Annotated in this window: 19 protein-coding genes; all 19 read left to right on the forward strand. The window is 39.6% G+C overall.

From position 1 onward, the window contains the following. The first annotated feature begins 59 nt into the window (after nucleotides 1-59). A complete protein-coding gene (locus ACH0CI_RS03730) occupies nucleotides 60-4,370 on the forward strand; it encodes a PolC-type DNA polymerase III (protein ID WP_406900886.1) in 4,311 nt (1,436 codons plus the stop codon). Nucleotides 4,371-4,734: 364 nt separating this feature from the next. Further along, the gene (gene rimP, locus ACH0CI_RS03735; protein ID WP_028411402.1) at nucleotides 4,735-5,205 is read left to right on the forward strand and encodes a ribosome maturation factor RimP; all 471 of its coding nucleotides are present in this window, start codon (nucleotides 4,735-4,737) and stop codon (nucleotides 5,203-5,205) included. A 37-nt stretch (nucleotides 5,206-5,242) separates the two neighbouring features. Beyond that, complete coding sequence (gene nusA, locus ACH0CI_RS03740; RefSeq protein WP_028411401.1) at nucleotides 5,243-6,355, forward strand: transcription termination factor NusA; 1,113 nt, start codon at nucleotides 5,243-5,245, stop codon at nucleotides 6,353-6,355. Nucleotides 6,356-6,368: 13 nt separating this feature from the next. Further along, a complete protein-coding gene (gene rnpM, locus ACH0CI_RS03745; protein ID WP_013058838.1) occupies nucleotides 6,369-6,650 on the forward strand; it encodes an RNase P modulator RnpM in 282 nt (93 codons plus the stop codon). Further along, a complete protein-coding gene (locus ACH0CI_RS03750; protein WP_028411400.1) occupies nucleotides 6,650-6,949 on the forward strand; it encodes a YlxQ family RNA-binding protein in 300 nt (99 codons plus the stop codon). The genes rnpM and ACH0CI_RS03750 overlap by 1 nt, the downstream gene beginning before the upstream one ends. Nucleotides 6,950-6,968: 19 nt before the next feature. Further along, complete coding sequence (gene infB / locus ACH0CI_RS03755; RefSeq protein WP_406900888.1) at nucleotides 6,969-8,825, forward strand: translation initiation factor IF-2; 1,857 nt, start codon at nucleotides 6,969-6,971, stop codon at nucleotides 8,823-8,825. Further along, nucleotides 8,822-9,100 (forward strand): DUF503 domain-containing protein, encoded by a 279-nt coding sequence (locus tag ACH0CI_RS03760; protein ID WP_013058835.1) that lies wholly within the window; start codon nucleotides 8,822-8,824, stop codon nucleotides 9,098-9,100. The genes infB and ACH0CI_RS03760 overlap by 4 nt, the downstream gene beginning before the upstream one ends. A gap of 14 nt (nucleotides 9,101-9,114) precedes the next feature. Then, nucleotides 9,115-9,480, forward strand: coding sequence for a 30S ribosome-binding factor RbfA (gene rbfA / locus ACH0CI_RS03765; RefSeq protein ID WP_013058834.1), 366 nt, complete (start codon nucleotides 9,115-9,117; stop codon nucleotides 9,478-9,480). A 92-nt stretch (nucleotides 9,481-9,572) separates the two neighbouring features. Beyond that, entirely contained in the window at nucleotides 9,573-10,490 is a 918-nt protein-coding gene (truB, locus tag ACH0CI_RS03770; RefSeq protein WP_028411398.1) for a tRNA pseudouridine(55) synthase TruB, read from the forward strand. A gap of 28 nt (nucleotides 10,491-10,518) precedes the next feature. Continuing rightward, nucleotides 10,519-11,475 (forward strand): bifunctional riboflavin kinase/FAD synthetase, encoded by a 957-nt coding sequence (ribF, locus tag ACH0CI_RS03775; protein WP_034265210.1) that lies wholly within the window; start codon nucleotides 10,519-10,521, stop codon nucleotides 11,473-11,475. Nucleotides 11,476-11,624: 149 nt separating this feature from the next. Beyond that, a complete protein-coding gene (gene rpsO, locus ACH0CI_RS03780) occupies nucleotides 11,625-11,894 on the forward strand; it encodes a 30S ribosomal protein S15 (RefSeq protein WP_013058831.1) in 270 nt (89 codons plus the stop codon). A 168-nt stretch (nucleotides 11,895-12,062) separates the two neighbouring features. Next, nucleotides 12,063-14,189, forward strand: coding sequence for a polyribonucleotide nucleotidyltransferase (gene pnp, locus ACH0CI_RS03785; RefSeq protein WP_014458473.1), 2,127 nt, complete (start codon nucleotides 12,063-12,065; stop codon nucleotides 14,187-14,189). Between the two features lie 142 nt (nucleotides 14,190-14,331). Continuing rightward, a complete protein-coding gene (locus ACH0CI_RS03790) occupies nucleotides 14,332-15,312 on the forward strand; it encodes a polysaccharide deacetylase family protein (protein ID WP_033579798.1) in 981 nt (326 codons plus the stop codon). Between the two features lie 28 nt (nucleotides 15,313-15,340). After that, on the forward strand, nucleotides 15,341-16,585 hold the full coding sequence (locus tag ACH0CI_RS03795; protein WP_028411394.1) for a M16 family metallopeptidase: 1,245 nt from the start codon (nucleotides 15,341-15,343) through the stop codon (nucleotides 16,583-16,585). Between the two features lie 98 nt (nucleotides 16,586-16,683). Continuing rightward, nucleotides 16,684-16,950: a YlmC/YmxH family sporulation protein gene (locus tag ACH0CI_RS03800; protein WP_406900889.1), complete on the forward strand. Its 267-nt coding sequence runs from the start codon at nucleotides 16,684-16,686 to the stop codon at nucleotides 16,948-16,950. A 188-nt stretch (nucleotides 16,951-17,138) separates the two neighbouring features. After that, nucleotides 17,139-18,038, forward strand: a complete 900-nt coding sequence (dpaA, locus tag ACH0CI_RS03805; RefSeq protein ID WP_013058826.1) for a dipicolinic acid synthetase subunit A — start codon at nucleotides 17,139-17,141, stop codon at nucleotides 18,036-18,038. Then, nucleotides 18,038-18,643: a dipicolinate synthase subunit B gene (locus tag ACH0CI_RS03810; protein ID WP_013058825.1), complete on the forward strand. Its 606-nt coding sequence runs from the start codon at nucleotides 18,038-18,040 to the stop codon at nucleotides 18,641-18,643. Before dpaA ends, ACH0CI_RS03810 begins: the two co-directional genes overlap by 1 nt. A gap of 191 nt (nucleotides 18,644-18,834) precedes the next feature. After that, nucleotides 18,835-19,878: an aspartate-semialdehyde dehydrogenase gene (gene asd / locus ACH0CI_RS03815; protein ID WP_335707556.1), complete on the forward strand. Its 1,044-nt coding sequence runs from the start codon at nucleotides 18,835-18,837 to the stop codon at nucleotides 19,876-19,878. Between the two features lie 39 nt (nucleotides 19,879-19,917). Further along, a complete protein-coding gene (gene dapG / locus ACH0CI_RS03820) occupies nucleotides 19,918-21,150 on the forward strand; it encodes an aspartate kinase (protein WP_028411393.1) in 1,233 nt (410 codons plus the stop codon). Nucleotides 21,151-21,225 lie beyond the last annotated feature (75 nt).

The raw sequence follows: 21,225 nt of genomic DNA on the forward strand, positions 1-21,225 counted from the left end.
GAATAGAAGTCATTTATGTTAAAATAGATTGCACTCATTTATAAAAGGAGGCAGAAAACTTGGAAGCACAAACGCTAGGAAAAAAAGAGCGTTTTAAGTTGCTGCTGCAGCAGTTAGAGCTGACGAGTGATCAAATTGTTCCTTATTTTGAAAACGCAGCGATTGAAAAGCTCGTCATTCAGAAAGAACAAAAAAAATGGCATTTTCATTTTTCTTTAGAAGGGTTATTACCTTTTGAGATCTATGAGTTATTCCATGCTCGCATGTCTTCAGCTTTTTCTCATATTGCGAGTGTTTCTTTTTCTATTCAAACCGTTAATAAAGAATGTACGGAAGAGCATGTACAGTCATATTGGAAGCATTGTATTGGAGAAATGCAGGGAATATCCCCGCTTTTACAGTCGCTTTTACAAGATCAAATGCCGAGATTGAACGGTGCCAAATTGATTGTGAACGCACGACATGATGCAGAAGGAACGGCTTTACGTAAAAAGTACAGTCAGTTAATTGCTGATCAGTATGCGTCCTATGGCTTTCCGAACCTTCAGCTAATGACGGAAGTTGTACATTCAGAAGAAGCATTTCAGCAGTTTGTAGAGCAACGAAAACAAGAAGATACAGAAAAAGTATTACAAGCCATCACAGAAATGCAAAATAGAGAAAATGAAAAAAGTGATGGACCAGACCTACCAAAAGGTCCGCTTACAATTGGATATACGATTAAAGACGAGACGGTTCGCCTAGACTCCATTGTGGATGAAGAAAAGCGAATTGCCGTTGAAGGATACGTATTTGATGCAGAAACTAGAGAATTACGAAGCGGACGTACGCTTCTTATTTTTAAAGTGACAGATTATACAAACTCTATTATGGTTAAAATGTTTTCACGTGACAAAGAAGATATTCCTTTACTTCAAGCGATTAAAAAAGGAATGTGGGTAAAGGTTCGCGGAAGTGTACAAAATGATACATTTGTCCGTGATTTAGTTATGATTGGAAATGATGTCAACGAGATTACCGGTCCTGCTAGACAAGATACAGCGCCTGAAGATGAAAAGCGTGTGGAGCTTCACTTGCATACGCCAATGAGTCAAATGGATGCCGTTTCATCTGTTGGAGCTTTAGTCGGACAAGCTAAAAAATGGGGACATCCGGCTGTAGCGATAACTGATCATGCGGTTGCACAGTCGTTTCCTGAAGCATATGGAGCCGGGAAAAAGAACGGCATTAAAATACTGTACGGAGTGGAAGTTAATTTAGTAGACGACGGCGTGCCGATTGCCTATAATCCGAAGCATGTGGATTTGACAGAAGCAACTTACGTAGTATTTGACGTCGAAACAACCGGTTTGTCAGCCGTATACGATACCATTATTGAACTTGCTGCCGTGAAGATGAAAGAAGGAGAAATCATTGATCGATTTGAACGGTTTGCAAATCCTCATCATCCTCTGTCTGCAACAACAATTGAGCTGACGGGTATTACAGATGATATGGTCCAAAATGCGCCTGAAATCTCAGAAGTACTTCGTGATTTTCACGAGTGGATGGGTGACAGTATTTTAGTCGCTCATAATGCAAGCTTTGATATGGGATTTTTAAATATGGGACTGCAAAAAATCGGTTTAGAAAAAGCAGCTAACGGCGTTATTGATACGCTTGAACTCGGAAGATTTTTGTATCCGCATATGAAAAACCATCGTTTGAATACTTTAGCTAAAAAGTTTGATATTGAACTTGTGCAGCATCACCGCGCGATTTATGATGCGGAAACAACTGGCTATTTGTTAAATAAAATGCTGAAAGATGCATTTGAACGGGAAATTACAATGCATGATCGCTTAAATGATTATATGGGAGAAGGGAATGCTTATCAGCGGGCCCGTCCTTATCATGCGACTCTTTTAGCACAAACCGACGTAGGATTAAAAAATCTATTTAAACTTGTTTCGATTTCTCATTTAAATTACTTTTATCGAGTTCCGCGAATTCCAAGATCTCAGCTTGACAAATATCGAGAAGGCATCTTGATTGGAACCGCATGTGACCGAGGCGAAGTATTCGAAGGCATGATGCAAAAAGGAATTGATGAAGTAGAAGGAGTAGCTGAATTTTATGATTACATCGAAGTACAGCCTCCTGACAACTACAAGCACTTAATTGAACTAGATTTAGTGCGAGATGAGAAAGCCTTAAAAGATATTATTAGCAATATTGTGAAGCTTGGTGAAAAGATTGGAAAGCCGGTTGTAGCAACAGGGAATGTTCACTATCTAAATCCGGAAGACAAAATTTACCGAAAAATTTTAATTGGTTCACAAGGCGGGGCTAATCCTTTAAACCGTCATCAGCTGCCGGATGTTCACTTTAGATCAACGGATGAGATGCTGAATTGTTTTTCATTTTTAGATGGGGATAAAGCGAAAGAAATTGTTGTTCATAATACGCAAAAAATAGCCGATATGATCGATGATATTAAACCAATTAAAGATGATTTATATACGCCGAAAATTGAAGGTGCGGACGAAGAAATGCGTGAAATGAGCTATGCGATGGCACGCAGCATCTACGGTGAAGAGCTGCCTGAAGTAGTAGAAGCTCGTCTAGAGAAAGAGTTGAAAAGTATTATCGGCCACGGGTTTGCCGTTATTTACTTGATCTCGCATAAACTCGTTAAAAAATCATTAAATGATGGTTACTTAGTTGGTTCACGTGGTTCCGTAGGGTCTTCATTTGTTGCGACGATGACGGAAATTACAGAAGTAAACCCACTGCCGCCGCATTATGTGTGTCCAAAATGTAAGAAATCCGAGTTTTTTAATGACGGTTCCGTAGGTTCTGGATTCGATCTGCCGGACAAAAGCTGCGACGATTGTGGCGTACCGTTTATTAAAGATGGACACGATATTCCGTTTGAAACGTTCTTAGGATTCAAGGGAGACAAGGTTCCCGATATCGATTTGAACTTCTCCGGAGAGTATCAGCCGCGAGCTCATAACTATACAAAAGTACTGTTTGGAGAAGATAATGTATACCGTGCGGGAACAATCGGTACAGTTGCCGAAAAAACAGCTTATGGCTATGTAAAAGGCTATGCTGGTGACCGCGATTTACATTTACGAAACGCAGAAGTGGATCGTTTAGTAGCAGGATGTACGGGCGTAAAACGTACAACTGGTCAGCATCCAGGAGGAATTATTGTTGTACCGGACTATATGGATATTTTCGATTTTTCACCCATCCAGTTTCCAGCTGACGACCGTAATTCCGAATGGAGAACAACTCATTTTGACTTCCATTCGATTCATGATAATTTATTAAAACTTGATATACTCGGACACGATGATCCGACCGTGATTCGCATGCTTCAAGATTTAAGTGGAATTGATCCAAAAACAATTCCGACGGATGATCCTGAAGTGATGAAAATTTTTAGTGGAACGGAATCACTTGGCGTAACAGAAGAACAAATTATGTGTAAAACAGGAACGCTTGGCATACCTGAATTTGGAACGCGCTTTGTGCGTCAAATGTTAGAAGATACGAAGCCAACGACGTTTTCAGAACTTGTTCAAATCTCGGGACTGTCGCATGGGACGGACGTATGGCTTGGTAATGCGCAGGAGCTAATTCGCAATGATATTTGCAACTTAAGTGAAGTAATCGGCTGTCGTGATGACATCATGGTTTATCTAATTTATCAAGGTCTTGAACCTTCACTTGCTTTTAAAATTATGGAGTCTGTGCGTAAAGGGAAAGGGCTAACACCTGAATTTGAAGAAGAAATGATCAAAAATGGTGTTCCGGACTGGTATATTGATTCTTGTAAAAAGATTAAGTACATGTTCCCTAAAGCCCATGCGGCTGCTTATGTATTGATGGCCGTGCGTATTGCTTATTTCAAAGTGCACCACGCGCTTCTTTATTACGCAGCATACTTTACGGTTCGTGCAGATGACTTTGATATTGATACGATGATTAAAGGATCAACTGCCATTCGAGCGAAGATGGAAGAAATCAATGCCAAAGGTTTAGATGCATCTCCTAAAGAGAAAAACTTATTAACGGTGCTTGAGCTTTCTTTGGAAATGTGCGAACGAGGCTATTCATTTAAAAAAGTAGATTTATATGAATCGAGCGCAGACGAATTTTTAATTGACGGCACATCTTTAATTCCACCGTTTAATGCCATTCCTGGTCTTGGCACAAATGCAGCGCTGAACATTGTAAAAGCTCGTGAAACGGGAGAGTTTTTATCGAAAGAAGACTTGCAGCAGCGAGGCAAAGTATCGAAGACGATTTTAGAGTATCTAGACAACCATGGATGCCTTGAATCATTACCTGATCAGAACCAGCTTTCTCTTTTCTAACATTTGCATAAAATAAGCGGTTATGATATAGTAATTGTGGAAATGCTAAGGATACGGACGAGAAAGAGTGGGGAAACCCGCTCTTTCTTATTGATATGAACTTACTGTCATAGTAAGTAGTATGGAGAACGAATCGGCTTCTAGCATGATTCGTTTTTTCTGTAGATTTTCAATCACCATGATTGATTTATTATGTGACGTTTAAAATCCTGCAACACAAATGACAACATTTCCACTCTAGTAGGTTAGACCTCTTATAGAGTGCAAAATAAAAATAGCAAATAAACCACTCTTTTTTGATATAAGAGACATAAAAAACGCGTAACCTAAACATACCATGCAATGTCTCGAAGGGAGGATTAGAATGAGTAAAAATGTAAAACAAACAGTGGAAGAAATGGTTTCCCCTATCTTAGAGGAAATGAATTTAGAGCTTGTTGAAATTGAATACGTAAAAGAAGGAAAAGATTGGTTTTTACGTGTGTTTATCGACTCTGATACCGGCGTGGATATCGAAGACTGCGGAGCAGTAAGTGAAAAATTGAGTGAGAAAATGGATGCAGTAGATCCAATCCCTCATAACTATTTTTTAGAAGTATCATCGCCTGGTGCGGAACGCCCATTAAAAAAAGATAAAGATTTTGAACGTGCAATTGGTAAGCATGTATACATAAAAACATATGAACCAATTGAAGGTGCAAAAGAATTTGAAGGCGAATTACAATCATTTGACGGAGAAACTGTCACATTATCTATTCGTATCAAAACACGCACAAAAACGGTGATTTTACCATATGACAAAGTCGCTTTTGCTCGATTAGCGATTGTATTTTAATGTGTAGGGGCCAATATTAAAGGGGGATTATCCAACGATGAGCAGTGAGTTATTTGATGCCTTAGTCATTCTTGAAAAAGAGAAAGGCATTAGCAAAGATGTAATTATTGAAGCAATTGAAGCAGCGCTAATTTCTGCTTACAAACGCAACTTTAACCAAGCGCAAAACGTACGCGTTGATTTAAATTTAGAAAGAGGTTCAATGCGCGTGTTTGCTCGCAAAGATGTGGTTGATGAAGTATATGATCCACGTCTAGAAATTTCGGTTGAAGAAGCACAAACAATCAACCCTAACTTCCAGCTAGACGATGTGGTTGAAATCGAAGTAACGCCAAAAGACTTTGGACGCATCGCGGCTCAAACAGCAAAACAAGTTGTTACACAGCGTGTTCGTGAGGCGGAGCGCGGCGTTATCTACTCAGAGTTCAGCGATCGTGAAGAAGATATTATGACAGGTATTGTTCAGCGTCAAGATTCTCGCTTCATTTACGTGAGCCTTGGCAAAATTGAAGCATTGCTTCCTCAAAGCGAGCAAATGCCAAATGAGCAGTATAAACCTCATGATCGTATTAAAGTGTATATTACGAAAGTAGAAAAAACAACAAAAGGACCACAAATCTATGTTTCACGTACGCATCCAGGTCTTTTAAAACGTCTTTTCGAAAAAGAAGTTCCGGAAATCTATGACGGTACAGTTGAATTAAAATCAGTAGCTCGCGAAGCTGGAGACCGTTCAAAAATCTCTGTTCATTCTGAGTATGCTGAAGTAGATCCGGTCGGCTCTTGTGTTGGGCCAAAAGGTCAGCGCGTACAGGCTGTTGTGAATGAACTAAAAGGTGAAAAAATTGACATCGTTCGCTGGTCAAATGACCCAGTTGAATTTGTTGCCAATGCCCTAAGTCCATCTAAGGTAGTAGATGTGATTGTAGATGAAAATGAAAAAGCAACAACTGTTATCGTTCCTGACTATCAGCTGTCACTTGCAATTGGTAAGCGTGGACAAAATGCACGTCTAGCCGCTAAGCTGACAGGCTGGAAAATTGATATTAAAAGTCAATCAGAAGCTGAGCAAGAAGGTATGGTTGTAAAAAGCAGCGATGATATGCTAGTAAGTCAACATGCATTTGATTCAGATGAAGATATGGAATAAGAGGTGAGCCAAGGTGAACAATCGTAAAAAAGTCCCGATGCGAAAATGTGTGGCCACTGGAGAAATGAAGCCTAAAAAAGAGCTAGTACGCGTTGTACGTTCAAAAGAAGGCGACGTTTCAGTTGATGTAACGGGTAAAAAGTCCGGGCGCGGAGCTTATGTAAGCAAGGATAAAGAAGCAATTTTATTGGCAAAAAAGAAAAATGTGCTTTCGACACATTTAGGCGCGTCAATAGATGAAGCGGTTTATGAAGAGTTGCTAGCGCTTGTAGAAAAGGAGAAACAGTCACGCTAATGAATGAACAGTGGATCTCTTTTTTAGGGCTTGCAAACCGTGCACGCAAATTGATTTCTGGAGAAGAACTTGTGGTTAGAGAAGTTCGGAAACAAAAAGCAAAGTTAGTACTTTTAGCAAGCGATGCGTCTGAAAACACAAAGAAAAAAGTAACGGATAAATGTTCTTACTACAACGTTTCGGTTAGAATGGTTCCCGATCGCTACACGCTAGGTCAAGCGATTGGTAAAGATGCTCGAGTTGTGGTAGCCGTTATGGACGAGGGATTTGCTAAAAAGCTAGCAACGATGCTCGGTTAATTTTATGGGGGTGAAAGTATTGAATAAAAATACAAAATCAACAGCTAACAAAGGAAACAATAAAGGTAACAAAAAGTCACAGGCACCAAAAGGTAGACCAGCTCCAGCAGCTGCAAAAGAGTTACCGGAAAAAGTAACGTTTGTCGGAAGCTTAACGGTTTCTGAGTTAGCAAAAGAATTAGGCAAAGAGCCTTCTGAAATTATTAAAAAATTATTTATGCTTGGTGTAATGGCAACAATTAACCAAGAGTTAGATAAAGATTCTATCGAACTAATTGCCGGAGAATACGGTGTAGAAGTTGAAGAAGAAGTAGTAGTAGATGACACTGCTTTTGAATCATTAGAAATTATTGACGACGAAAAAGACCTTCAAGTGCGTCCTCCAGTTGTTACAATTATGGGTCACGTTGACCACGGTAAAACGACGCTTCTTGACTCTATCCGTAACACAAAAGTAACGGCTGCAGAAGCAGGCGGTATCACGCAGCATATCGGTGCTTATCAAGTTGTGGTTGATGAAAAGAAAATTACATTCCTTGATACACCAGGGCATGCTGCATTTACAACAATGCGTGCTCGCGGTGCGCAAGTAACGGATATTACAATCCTTGTTGTTGCAGCAGACGATGGTGTAATGCCTCAAACAATTGAAGCGATTAACCATGCAAAAGCGGCAGAAGTGCCAATTATTGTTGCGGTTAACAAAATGGATAAAGAAGCAGCAAATCCAGATCGCGTTATGCAAGAACTAATGGAGCACGGCCTTGTAGCTGAAGAGTGGGGCGGAGAAACAATCTTCTGTAAGCTTTCAGCCATTTCAGGTGAAGGGATCGATCAATTACTTGAAATGATTTTACTTGTAAGTGAAGTAGAAGAGTTAAAAGCAAATCCTAACCGTCGTGCAGCAGGTACAGTTGTAGAAGCACAGCTAGATAAAGGCCGTGGGTCTGTAGCAACGCTTCTTGTTCAAACTGGTACACTACGCGTAGGTGATCCAATCGTAGTCGGAAATACGTTTGGCCGCGTTCGCGCAATGGTAAATGATATCGGCCGCCGTGTGAAGGAAGTAGGACCATCTACTCCGGTTGAGATTACTGGCTTAAACGAAGTTCCATTAGCTGGAGATCGTTTCTTAGTATTTGAAGATGAGAAAACAGCTCGTCAAATCGGAGAAGCTCGTGCTCAAAAGCAGCTTGAACAACAGCGCGGTGAAAAATCTCGCGTAAGCTTAGATGATTTATTTGAAAAAATTAAACAAGGTGAAATGAAAGACTTAAACCTTATCGTAAAAGCAGACGTACAAGGTTCTGTAGAAGCATTGGCTGCTGCTCTTCAAAAGATTGATGTAGAGGGTGTAAATGTTCGTATTATCCATACGGGTGTAGGTGCAATTACAGAATCTGATATCATTCTTGCAACTGCTTCTAACGCAATCGTTATCGGCTTTAACGTGCGTCCAGATGCTGGAGCAAAACGTACAGCTGACGTAGAAAACGTAGATATTCGTCTTCACCGCATTATTTATAAAGTAATTGAAGAAATTGAATCTGCGATGAAAGGAATGCTTGACCCTGAGTTTGCTGAAAAAATCATCGGTCAAGTGGAAGTACGTCAAACATTCAAAGTATCAAAAGTTGGTACAATCGCAGGAAGTTACGTAACAGACGGTAAAATTACGCGTAACAGTGGAATTCGTTTAATCCGTGACGGAATTGTTATCTTTGAAGGTGAAGTAGATGTGCTAAAACGCTTTAAAGACGATGCAAAAGAAGTCGCTCAAGGATATGAGTGTGGTATTACAATTAAAAACTTCAATGATATTAAAGAAGGAGATATTATTGAAGCATATGTAATGGAGCAAATTGATCCTAAATGATTGGACTAGTGGAGTGTGAATGCTTAATTTACGATGCTGCTTCTCTTAAAGAAAAACGTGCCGTGCTTCAGCGCATCTTGATGCGCTTGAAGCAGCGGTTTAACGTATCGGTTTCAGAAACTGATTTTCAAGATGTGTGGCAACGAACAAAAATTAGCATTGTCGCAGTCTCATCTAGCCGTGTCACAACGGAACAAGAACTGCAAAAAGCGCTAAGCTTGATTGATTCTTTTCCAGAGATTGAACGTACCATTACAACTTTTGATTGGTTATAAAAGGGGTGACACAGATGAACATAAGAGCAACTAGAGTCGGAGAACAAATGAAAAAAGAGATGGGCGAGATTTTAAATCGTAAAATCAAGGATCCGCGCATCGGTTTTGTGACTGTAACAGATGTTCAAGTATCAGGCGATTTACAGCAAGCGAAAGTTTATATCTCTGTTTTAGGAGATGCTGAACAGCGTGAGAATACGTTAAAAGGCCTTGCGAAAGCAAAGGGATTTATCCGCTCAGAAATCGGTCAGCGCATTCGCTTACGTAAAACACCTGAAATTACGTTTGAGTTTGATGAATCAATTGATTATGGTAATCGAATTGAATCATTGCTTCATGAAATAAAAAAAGAAAGCGATGACCATCAAGAGAACGAATAAGATCAGTGAATGTAGAAACAAAAAAGGGTGTCTCAAAAGTGGTTTTTGCTTCTGAGACACCCTTTTTTAAATGAAAAGGAGATGAAGAATGAGTGGACGGTGTTTTAGTTTTACATAAACCAGCTGGCCTGACTTCGCACGACTGTGTGTTTAAAGTCCGAAAGCTGCTTCGTACTAAAAAAGTAGGGCATACAGGCACATTAGACCCAGATGTTACAGGGGTATTGCCTATTTGTATCGGTAGAGCTACCAAGATTGTAGAATATCTAACAGGAGCTACTAAAACCTATGAAGGGGAAGTTACACTCGGGTTTTCTACAACAACAGAAGATTCTTCCGGAGAGGTTGTAGAAGAAAAGAAAGTAGCGGATTCTTTTTCACGTGCTCAAATCGAAGAAGTGCTGTCTTCGATGACAGGAGAACTTCAGCAAGTCCCTCCAATGTATTCAGCGGTAAAGGTCAAAGGTAAAAAGCTATATGAATATGCAAGGCAAGGAATCGAAGTAGAGCGCCCAGTTAGAACCATTCATATCTATAACTTTGAACTGCTGGATGATCGCGCTACATTTGAGGGAGAACAAATTTCCTTCAAATTCCGCGTAACGTGCAGCAAAGGTACATATGTGCGAACGCTTGCTGTGATGATTGGAGAAGCTCTTGGCTATCCATCTCATATGTCGTATTTGCAGCGAACGGGTTCCGGGCAGTTTTCACTCAAAGATTGTGTGACATTTGAAGATATTGAACGGGCGGTAGAAGAAGAAACGATCAATGAGAAACTACATTCGATCGAAGAAGCTCTTAATCATTTGCCGAAACTTCAAATTAGTGATACATTAGCAGAGAAAGTGAAAAATGGCGCGGTATTGCCGTGTACGGAAGATGAAGAGTTAAAAAAAGAACCCTTCTTTTTAATGATAAATTCTGCAGGCAAGTGCTTAGCAATTTATGCTCAGCACCCAACAAAAAAACATTTAATGAAGCCGGTTAAAGTGTTGGCAATCGACTAGACCGGTTAGGGAAAAGGTGAACTGTGTTTTGGAAACGATTGAAATTCGACATCCACACCACTTTCAACGAGAAGCTGTTCAACAATCAGTGTTAGCGCTTGGTTATTTTGATGGTGTGCATTTAGGGCATCAGCAAGTGATAAATTCAGCAAAACAGTTAGCCGATGAAAAAGGCATAGCTAGTGCTGTGATGACGTTTACTCCTCACCCTTCTGTGGTGCTCGGGCGCAATGTGCAGCACATTGATATGATCACACCGCTTCAAGAAAAAAAGAAACTCATTGAGGAAATGGGAATTGACTTTTTATATATCGTTCATTTTGATAAACAGTTTGCAGCACTATTGCCTCAAGAGTTTGTTGATCAGTATATTATTGGACTGAATGTACAGCATGTGGTAGCTGGATTTGACTATACGTATGGAAAGTTAGGTAAAGGAACAATGGAAATACTACCATTTCATTCTCGATCAAAATTCACGCAAACAACAATTGATAAGTTAACAAATGGCGAAGAAAAAATTAGTTCAACGCTTATTCGCGAAAGTTTAGCAAATGGAGATATGCATCGAGTAAAAGAGCTGCTTGGCCGCTATTATGAAGTGTCAGGTACAGTGACTCATGGAGAAAAGCGAGGCAGGCAAATAGGTTTTCCTACTGCTAACATCGCTTTAGACGATGAGTATTTACTTCCACGCATCGGTGTGTATGCTGTTGAGCTTCAGCTTCACGGTAAGTGGTATGCAGGAGTGTGCAACGTGGGCTACAAGCCGACTTTTCACGATAATTTAGAAAAGCCAACAATCGAAGTCCACTTATTATCATTTGACGAGCAAATCTACGATCAGCACGTAACGGTGAAATGGCACCGAATGATTCGCTCAGAAAAAAAGTTCAGCGGCATCGAAGAGCTTGTCGGTCAGATCTCAAAGGACAAGGAAGAAGCCCTTGCTTATTTTGAAGGAATTCAAAAAAACAATAAATAAAAAAATATATATAAATAGCTGCTACGACTTGCTTTTTGTTCTAATAAGTAGTAACATAACACTTGTATGTAAAACAACCATTGCTTGGCATTACGATTCACCAACGTTTTGCTCGGTAACTGGGGTTTAATAATAAGGAGGTGAATAGGATGGCTATCACACAAGAGCGTAAAAATGAAATCATTAGTGAGTACAAAACTCATGCGAACGACACTGGTTCTCCAGAAGTTCAAATCGCTGTCCTAACAGAGCAAATTAACAATCTAAACGGTCACTTACGTACTCATAAAAAGGATCACCATTCACGTCGTGGTCTTTTAAAAATGGTAGGTCGACGTCGTAACTTACTTAACTACCTACGTAACAAAGACGTTACTCGTTATCGTGAGTTAATCAACAAACTTGGTTTACGTCGATAATAAGAAGAAAGCGGGAGCATTCCCGCTTTTTTAGTATGTACATTTAAGAAACATTAAAGATGCTACATAATGTGAAAAAAGCTATTGTTTTTGGATATTTCGTTTATAATAAAACTATCACATTTGATTACATACATATTTTATATGTAGAGAGGGGTACTCGTCGATATGGAACAAGAAAAACGAGTGTTCTCTGTAGATCTAGCTGGACGAAAGCTAGAAGTTGAAGTTGGCCAGTTGGCAAAACAAGCAAATGGCGCAGCATTAATCCGCTATGGAGACACAGTTGTATTAAGTACAGCAACGGCTTCAAAAGAGCCTAAAAATGTAGATTTCTTCCCGTTAACAGTAAACTATGAAGAGCGTTTATATGCAGTCGGTAAAATTCCAGGTGGATTCATTAAGCGTGAAGGCAGACCAAGTGAAAAAGCAATCTTGGCTAGCCGTTTAATCGACCGTCCGATTCGTCCTTTATTCGCAGATGGTTTCCGAAACGAAGTTCAAGTTGTCAGCGTTGTAATGAGCGTAGACCAAAACTGTTCTTCAGAAATCGCAGCAATGTTTGGTTCTTCATTAGCATTATCAGTATCTGATATTCCATTTGAAGGTCCTATTGCAGGCGTAATCGTAGGCCGTGTAGACAATGAATTTGTTGTAAACCCAACGGTAGATGAGCTTGAAAAAAGCGATATTCATCTGACGGTTGCTGGTACAAAAGACGCAATCAACATGGTTGAAGCAGGCGCTGATGAAGTACCGGAAGAAGTAATGTTAGAAGCAATTATGTTTGGACACGAGCAAATTAAAAAATTAATTGCGTTCCAAGAAGAAATTGTAGCAGCAGTAGGCAAAGAAAAAGTTGAAGTTGAGCTTTATACTGTTGATGCTGACCTTGAGCGTCAAGTTCGCGAAATTGCAGAAGGTGACATGAACCGTGCTGTTCAAGTTCAAGAAAAGCATGCGCGCGAAAATGCGATTAAAGAAGTGAAAAGCGCTGTAGCTGCAAAATTTGAAGAGCAAGATGTAGAAGAAGAAGTACTAAATCAAGTGAATGAAATTTTGTCGAAGCTTGTTAAAAGTGAAGTGCGTCGCTTGATTACAGAAGAAAAAGTACGTCCTGATGGCCGTAGTATTGACGAAATTCGTCCACTTTCTTCTGAAACAAACTTGCTTCCACGTACACACGGATCTGGATTATTTACGCGTGGACAAACTCAAGCGCTTAGCATCTGTACATTAGGTGCACTTGGCGATGTGCAAATTTTAGATGGTTTAAGTGTAGAAGAATCTAAACGCTTCATGCATCACTACAACTTCCCTTCATTTAGTGTTGGTGAAACTAGACCGATGCGCGGACCGGGTCGTCGTGAAATTGGACATGGTGCGCTAGGTGAACGTGCACTTGAGCCGGTTATTCCAAATGAAAAAGATTTCCCTTATACAATTCGTCTTGTATCTGAAGTATTAGAGTCAAACGGTTCTACTTCACAAGCAAGTATTTGTGCAAGTACGCTTGCAATGATGGATGCTGGGGTTCCAATTAAAGCACCTGTAGCAGGGATTGCAATGGGTCTGATCAAATCAGGTGAACACTACTCGATTCTAACGGACATTCAAGGAATGGAAGATCACCTAGGAGACATGGACTTTAAAGTAGCAGGTACCGAAAATGGCGTAACTGCGCTTCAAATGGATATTAAAATTGACGGGTTATCTCGTGAAATTTTAGACGAAGCCCTTCAACAAGCGAAAAAAGGCCGTATGCAAATCTTAAATCATATGATGTCAACGATTGCTACGCCTCGTCAAGAGCTTTCTCAATATGCGCCTAAGATCCTTACAATGGCGATTAACCCTGATAAAATTCGTGATGTTATTGGACCAAGCGGCAAGCAAATCAATAAAATCATCGAAGAAACAGGCGTTAAAATTGATATCGAACAAGATGGTACAATCTTCATTTCTTCTATTGATCAGCCGATGAATGAAAAAGCGAAGAAAATCATTGAAGATCTTGTACGCGAAGTTGAAGTCGGCCAAATGTACTTAGGAAAAGTAAAACGAATTGAAAAATTCGGTGCATTTGTAGAAATCTTCAGCGGAAAAGATGGGCTTGTTCATATTTCAGAGCTTGCAGAAGAGCGTATTGGAAAAGTAGAAGACGTTGTAGCGATTGGTGACGAGCTTTTAGTTAAAGTCATGGAAATTGATAAACAAGGTCGCGTTAACTTATCTCGTAAAGCAATTTTAAAAGAACAAAAAGAAAAAGAAGAAAAAGCAAAAGAAACAAAATAATCTTCTTTTACTACTATATAGATATTGTGAAATCGTCCATACATGAAGAAAATCCATGTGTAGGGCGATTTTATCGTTTGTAGATGTTTGTTCTACCTTGTCCTCTTTATACATATTTTAAATGGTAAAGGGGGAAGGATAAGTGAAGAGAACCATTGTGCAATTTACAGCATTTCTATTTTTACTGGCAATTACATATAAATCTATTTATAATCCTTTTGCTGAAGCATATATAGAAGCACTTAAATCCGATGTACAACTTGTATCAGCTCAGCATGATGCGTTATATCAAAAGATTGAAGAAAAAGCAAAAGATTATGAAAAGCCAGCGGCGAATGCACGAATCGATCCTGTTTGGAAACGGGTTCCTGGCTATAACGGCATAAAAGTTGATCTTGCTGCTTCTTATAAAAATATGAAACCTGCGGGTAAATTTGATGAAAAAAAATTAGTGTACAAACAGGTTAGACCAAAGGTTCACTTGAAGGATTTACCACAGGAACCTATCTACCGTGGACACGATGAAAAGCCTATGGTATCGTTTACAGTGAACGTAGCATGGGGGAACGAGTATTTGCCTAAAATGTTAGAAGTGCTGAAAAAGCACCATGCTAAAGCAACCTTCTTTTTAGAAGGAAAATGGGTTAAAAATAATCCAGATATGGCAAAAATGATTGTAGACGCAGGGCATGAAGTGGGAAATCACTCTTATTCTCATCCTGATATGGCCACTTTATCGGCTAGTCAAATCAATCAGCAGCTTAAAAAAACGAATGATATTATTACATCTACTACGGGACAAAAAGTAAAATGGTTTGCTCCGCCGAGCGGCAGTTTTCGCCCCGAAGTAGTAACGCTTGCTTCTCAGTTAAAAATGAGTACCATCATGTGGACAGTTGATACAATCGATTGGCAAAAGCCGAGTTCAGAAGTGTTAATTAATCGAGTAATGAAAAAGATTCATCCAGGGGCTATTGTACTGATGCACCCGACTGAATCAACGGCTGAATCGCTTGACCAATTGTTAACCGATATTGAACGCAAAGGCCTGAAAGTTAGCGATGTGTCAACGATGCTAGATGAAGAACGAATGATGAAACTACCTTCTTCTACTAAGAAGTAAGTGAGATAAGCAAAAGGGAGGCACTAGCTTGATAAAACGATATACGTGCAAAAATGGTGTAAGAATTGTATTGGAAAATATCCCAACTGTTCGATCTGTGGCCATTGGGGTATGGATCGGAACGGGTTCTCGAAGTGAACACCCTGAAATTAATGGTGTATCACATTTTCTTGAACATATGTTTTTTAAAGGAACAAAAACAAGATCTGCTCGTGAAATTGCAGAAAGCTTCGACCGCATTGGGGGACAAGTAAATGCATTCACTTCTAAAGAATACACGTGCTACTATGCAAAAGTATTAGACGAACACGCAGATCAAGCGCTAGATGTGCTGGCGGATATGTTCTTTAATTCTTCATTTGATGAAGAGGAATTAGCTCGTGAAAAAAATGTTGTATATGAAGAAATTAAAATGTATGAAGATACACCTGACGATATTGTACACGATCTATTAGGAAAAGCCGTATATGGCAATCATCCATTAGGGTATCCAATTTTAGGAACGGAAGATACGTTAAAAACATTTAACGGTGATTCGCTTCGTCAATATATGGAGCAGATGTATATTCCTGAAAACATCGTTATTTCAGTAGCTGGAAACATTGATGAGAGTTTTATACAACAGGTGGAAAACTATTTTGGTACATATACGTCAAGTCATTCCGCTCATCAATATGTTCAGCCTGAGTTCCATACAAATCATATTGCGCGCAAAAAAGAGACAGAACAAGCTCATCTTTGCCTTGGCTTTAAAGGTTTGCCAATCGGCGGAGAAGATGTATATAGCTTAATTGTATTAAACAACGTGCTTGGCGGAAGCATGAGCAGTCGTTTGTTCCAAGAAGTCCGCGAACAGCGCGGCTTGGCTTACTCTGTTTTCTCTTATCATTCTTCTTATCGAGACAGTGGTCTTGTAACGATTTATGGGGGAACTGGAAGCCATCAGCTCGACGTATTATATGATACGGTTCAAGAAACGCTTTATGATTTGAAAGACAAAGGTATTACAGATAAAGAACTTGCTAACAGCAAAGAGCAGCTGAAAGGAAACTTAATGCTGAGTCTTGAAAGTACAAATAGCCGTATGAGCAGAAACGGAAAAAATGAGTTAATGCTGGGCTATCACCGTTCATTAGATGAGATTTTAGACCTTGTTAATGCCGTGACTAAAGATAGTGTAAATGGTCTTGCACGAGATATTTTCAAAGACGAATTTGCGCTTTCATTAATAAGCCCGAGTGGAGATTTACCTAAGGGTTTTAAAGGAAATTAAACCATAAAAGTAAGGTTGGCTAAAATAATTGAGCCAGCCTTATTTTTATGTCATTTTTTGTATGGTTGTTCAATAAATTAGATGAAAGGAGGGATTTCATGAGATTAAGTGAGCTGAGTGGAAAAGAAATTGTAGATGTTAAGCGAGCAGAGCGTTTGGGTATTTTAGGGCAAACAGATCTTGAAATTAATGAACATACGGGACAAATTAATGCGCTTATTATTCCATCTGTGAAGTGGTTTGGATTTCGAAAACAAGGGGATGAAGTGCGAGTGCCGTGGGGGAATATCGAAAAAATTGGTACGGATATGGTGATTGTAAATGTTCATCAGCTAGAAAACATAAATAATGAGTCAACAAAATAACAAACGAGATGCTTCCTGCATCTCGTTTCTTTTATTTTCAGGGATAAAGATTCACCGATTCCTGTGTGTTTACATAGTATGTTGAAGAAAAGCAATAGGCATTCTAGGGCGTAATGATAGCACTTTACATCTCGATGGTTTAAGCGAAGGATACATCTATTTAATGTTAAAGAAGGTGAAAATGAAACATGTTAACGGATTTGCACATAGCTGTAATTGGCGGTGATGCTAGGCAGCTTGAAGTCATTCGAAAATTAATTCAATTAGATGCAAAAACCTCTCTTATTGGTTTTGATCAGCTAGATCATGGTTTTACAGGTGCGACAAAATATCAGATAGAGGAGCTGGATTTTTCAGATGTTGACGCCATCATCCTTCCAGTGCCTGGAACAAATCACGAAGGGCAAGTAGATACTATTTTTTCAAATGAAAAAGTAGTATTGACTGAAGAAATACTTAAAAAAACGCCTGAGCACTGCATTATTTATTCTGGTATTAGCAATGGGTATTTAAACGAATTAGTCAAAACGACAAACCGTAAACTCGTTCAGCTATTTGAGCGTGATGATGTAGCAATTTATAACTCTATTCCTACTGTTGAAGGTACCATCATGCTTGTTATTCAACATACGGATTTTACCATTCACGGTTCAAATATTTCTGTCCTAGGTTTAGGAAGAGTAGGAATGAGCGTGGCGAGGTCCTTTGCTGCACTTGGTGCCAATGTAAAAGTAGGAGCTAGAAAATCTGAACATTTAGCACGTATTGCTGAAATGGGTTTGCAGCCTTTCTATCTTTCTGAACTCGATAAAGAAATTGCTGATAGTGATATATGTATTAACACCATTCCATACCCCATCTTAACGGCTAAGACATTATCTAATGTCCCGACCCACGCGCTCATTATTGATTTAGCTTCAAAGCCTGGAGGAACCGATTTCCGCTATGCAGAAAAACGAGGAATTAAAGCTATTTTAGCACCTGGTCTTCCAGGGATTGTGGCTCCAAAAACAGCAGGTCAGATTGTCGCTAATGTATTAGTGAATTTATTAAAAGACGCTGCGGATGCGAGAGAGGAGAAAAAATAATGTCATTAAAAGGTAAAAGAATAGGATTCGGCTTGACCGGATCTCACTGTACGTATGATGCGGTTATGCCAGAAATTGAAAAGCTTGTTAATTTGGGAGCAGAAGTGTTACCGGTTGTTTCTTACACTGTACAATCCACAAATACTCGTTTTGGAGATGGAGAAGACTGGGTGAAGAAAATTGAGGAATTAACAGGTCATGCCGTCATCAATACAATTGTAAAAGCAGAGCCTCTAGGACCAAAGATTCCGCTTGATTGTATGGTAGTTGCCCCAATCACTGGGAATACTATGAGTAAGTTTGCGAATGCAATGACTGAATCTCCGGTACTCATGGCAGCTAAAGCAACGCTTCGTAATAATAAGCCAGTGGTACTGGGAATTTCGACTAATGACGCACTAGGGCTAAATGGTGTAAACTTAATGAGGCTAATGGCGACTAAAAATATTTATTTTATTCCATTTGGTCAAGATGACCCGGTGCTTAAACCAAATTCAATGGTAGCGCGTATGACGATGTTATCAGACACGGTGTACGCAGCGCTTGAAGATAAACAGATTCAGCCTGTTATTGTCGAAAGGTTCCGCGACGGTCAAGAGTCATAGGACATATATGCCTCTTGCTGTTGTATGAATCTGTTCAATACTGCGGCTGTAAGAGAACTCTCAATCTCAAAGAAGAGAAGATTTTAAAAATCTTCTCTTCTTTGACGCAATGAAGCATAATAATATGTTAAAATAGTCAGTATATGCAGATAAATGTTGAGTAGTTGAAAATTGTTGGAGGCGGTATTAAAATGACAAGAGAATTACATGTAGCAGTAGTAGGAGCAACAGGTGCAGTAGGACAACAAATGATTAAAACCCTACAGGAGCGTAATTTTCCAGTTGGTAAATTAACGTTATTATCTTCAGCTCGTTCAGCTGGTAAAAAAGTGTTGTTTAACGAAGAAGAAGTTGTTGTGCAAGAAGCAACTCCTGATAGCTTTGAAGGCGTAGACATTGCTTTATTCAGTGCAGGCGGCAGCATTTCAAAAGCACTTGCACCAGAGGCAGTAAAACGCGGAGCAATCGTTGTAGACAACACAAGCGCTTATCGAATGGATGAAAATGTCCCGTTAGTTGTGCCGGAAGTGAACGAAGATGCATTACACGCACATAACGGAATCATTGCTAATCCAAACTGCTCTACAATTCAAATGGTAGCAGCATTACAGCCATTACGCGAAACATACGGCTTATCTAAAGTGCTAGTATCAACGTATCAAGCCGTTTCTGGAGCAGGCGCTGCTGCAATTAATGAATTAAAAGAACAAGCTAAAGCTATTTTAGAAGAAAAAGAGTTTACACCGGAGATTTTACCGGTTGGTGGAGATAAAAAACATTATCAAATTGCTTTTAATGCCATTCCGCAAATTGATAAATTTCAAGATAACGGTTTTACATTTGAAGAAATGAAAATGATTAATGAAACGAAAAAAATTATGAGCATGCCTGAATTGCCAGTAGCTGCTACTTGTGTTCGTCTACCGGTTGTAACAGGTCATTCAGAGTCAGTGTACATTGAAATTGAAAAAGACGGTGTAACGGTAGCTGATGTGAAAAATTTATTGGCTGATGCACCTGGTATCGTATTGCAAGATGATCCAGAAAATCAAGTATATCCAATGCCAGCAGATTGTGTAGGTAAACGAGATGTGTTTGTCGGCCGTATTCGTAAAGATTTAGATCGCGATAACGGTTTCCATATGTGGATCGTTTCTGATAACTTGTTAAAAGGTGCAGCTTGGAATTCTGTACAAATTGCAGAATCACTTATTAAGCTTAGCTTAGTAAAATAAGCGCAACCAGAGTGTCTCGGAACATGATGAGGTGTAAGTATGAAAATAATCGTCCAAAAATTTGGAGGAACTTCCGTTCGTAACGAAGAAGGAAGAGCAAGAGCAATCTATCATTTAAATAATGCATTAAGTGAGGGTTACAAAGTAGTCGTTGTTGTATCGGCAATGGGACGAAAAGGTGAACCGTATGCAACGGATACATTGCTTTCACTTGTTGATGGAAATAAAGCGTCTCTTAACAAACGTGAGCTTGATATGCTTATGGCATGCGGAGAATTAATTTCATCGGTTGTGTTTACAAATTTATTAAACGAAAATGGGATTAAAGCTACAGCATTAAACGGTGCACAGGCAGGGTTTGTGACGAATGATGATTTTACCAATGCCAAGATACTAGAAATGAAATGCGACCGTTTGTTAAAAGAATTAGAAGAATATGATGTCGTTGTCGTAACAGGCTTTCAAGGGGCAACTGCTGAAGGTGATACAACAACGCTTGGACGCGGAGGTAGCGATACATCTGCTTCAGCGTTAGGTGCAGCCCTTATGGCTGATTACATTGACATTTTCACGGATGTAGAAGGTGTGATGACAGCGGACCCGCGTATTGTAGAAGATGCAAGACCGCTATCCGTTGTCACATATAACGAAATATGCAACATGGCTTATCAAGGTGCAAAAGTAGTTCACCCACGTGCCGTAGAGATCGCCATGCAAGCAAAAGTACCGATGCGCGTCCGTTCCACGTATGCTGATTCAGAAGGTACGCTCGTTACATCTCAAGGTGAAGCACAGCAGCGTGGAAGCGATGTGCAAGAACGCCTTGTAACAGGAATCGCCCACGTATCTAACGTGACTCAAATTAAAGTTTTTAGTAAAGAAGGCCATTATGATACGCAAGCAGAGGTATTCAAAGCAATGGCACAAGAAAAAATCAGCGTAGATTTTATCAATATTTCACCGAAGGGTGTTGTATATACGGTAACAGATGAAGCAACTGACAAAGCAATTGATGTGCTTCATGCGCTAGGGTATGAGCCGGCTGTTATTCGCAACTGTGCCAAAGTATCAACGGTTGGAGCAGGAATTGCAGGGGTGCCTGGTGTTACATCTAAAATTGTTACAGCTCTTTCTAGCGAAGGTATTCAGATTTTACAATCTGCTGACAGCCATACGACGATTTGGGTGCTTGTAAAAGAAGAGGATTTAAAGAAAGCCGTTAATGCTCTTCATGGTGCCTTTGACTTGTCAAAAGCACCGCAAAAAAGATAAACTACATGTTCCGTTAGCTATAAGCTAACGGTTCATTACATGAATAGGGATAATGCAATTTCAAGGAGTGAAAAC

The organism is Priestia sp. 179-F W1.4 NHS, from assembly GCF_045369295.1.
GTDB classification, from domain to species: Bacteria; Bacillota; Bacilli; order Bacillales; family Bacillaceae_H; genus Priestia; species Priestia zanthoxyli.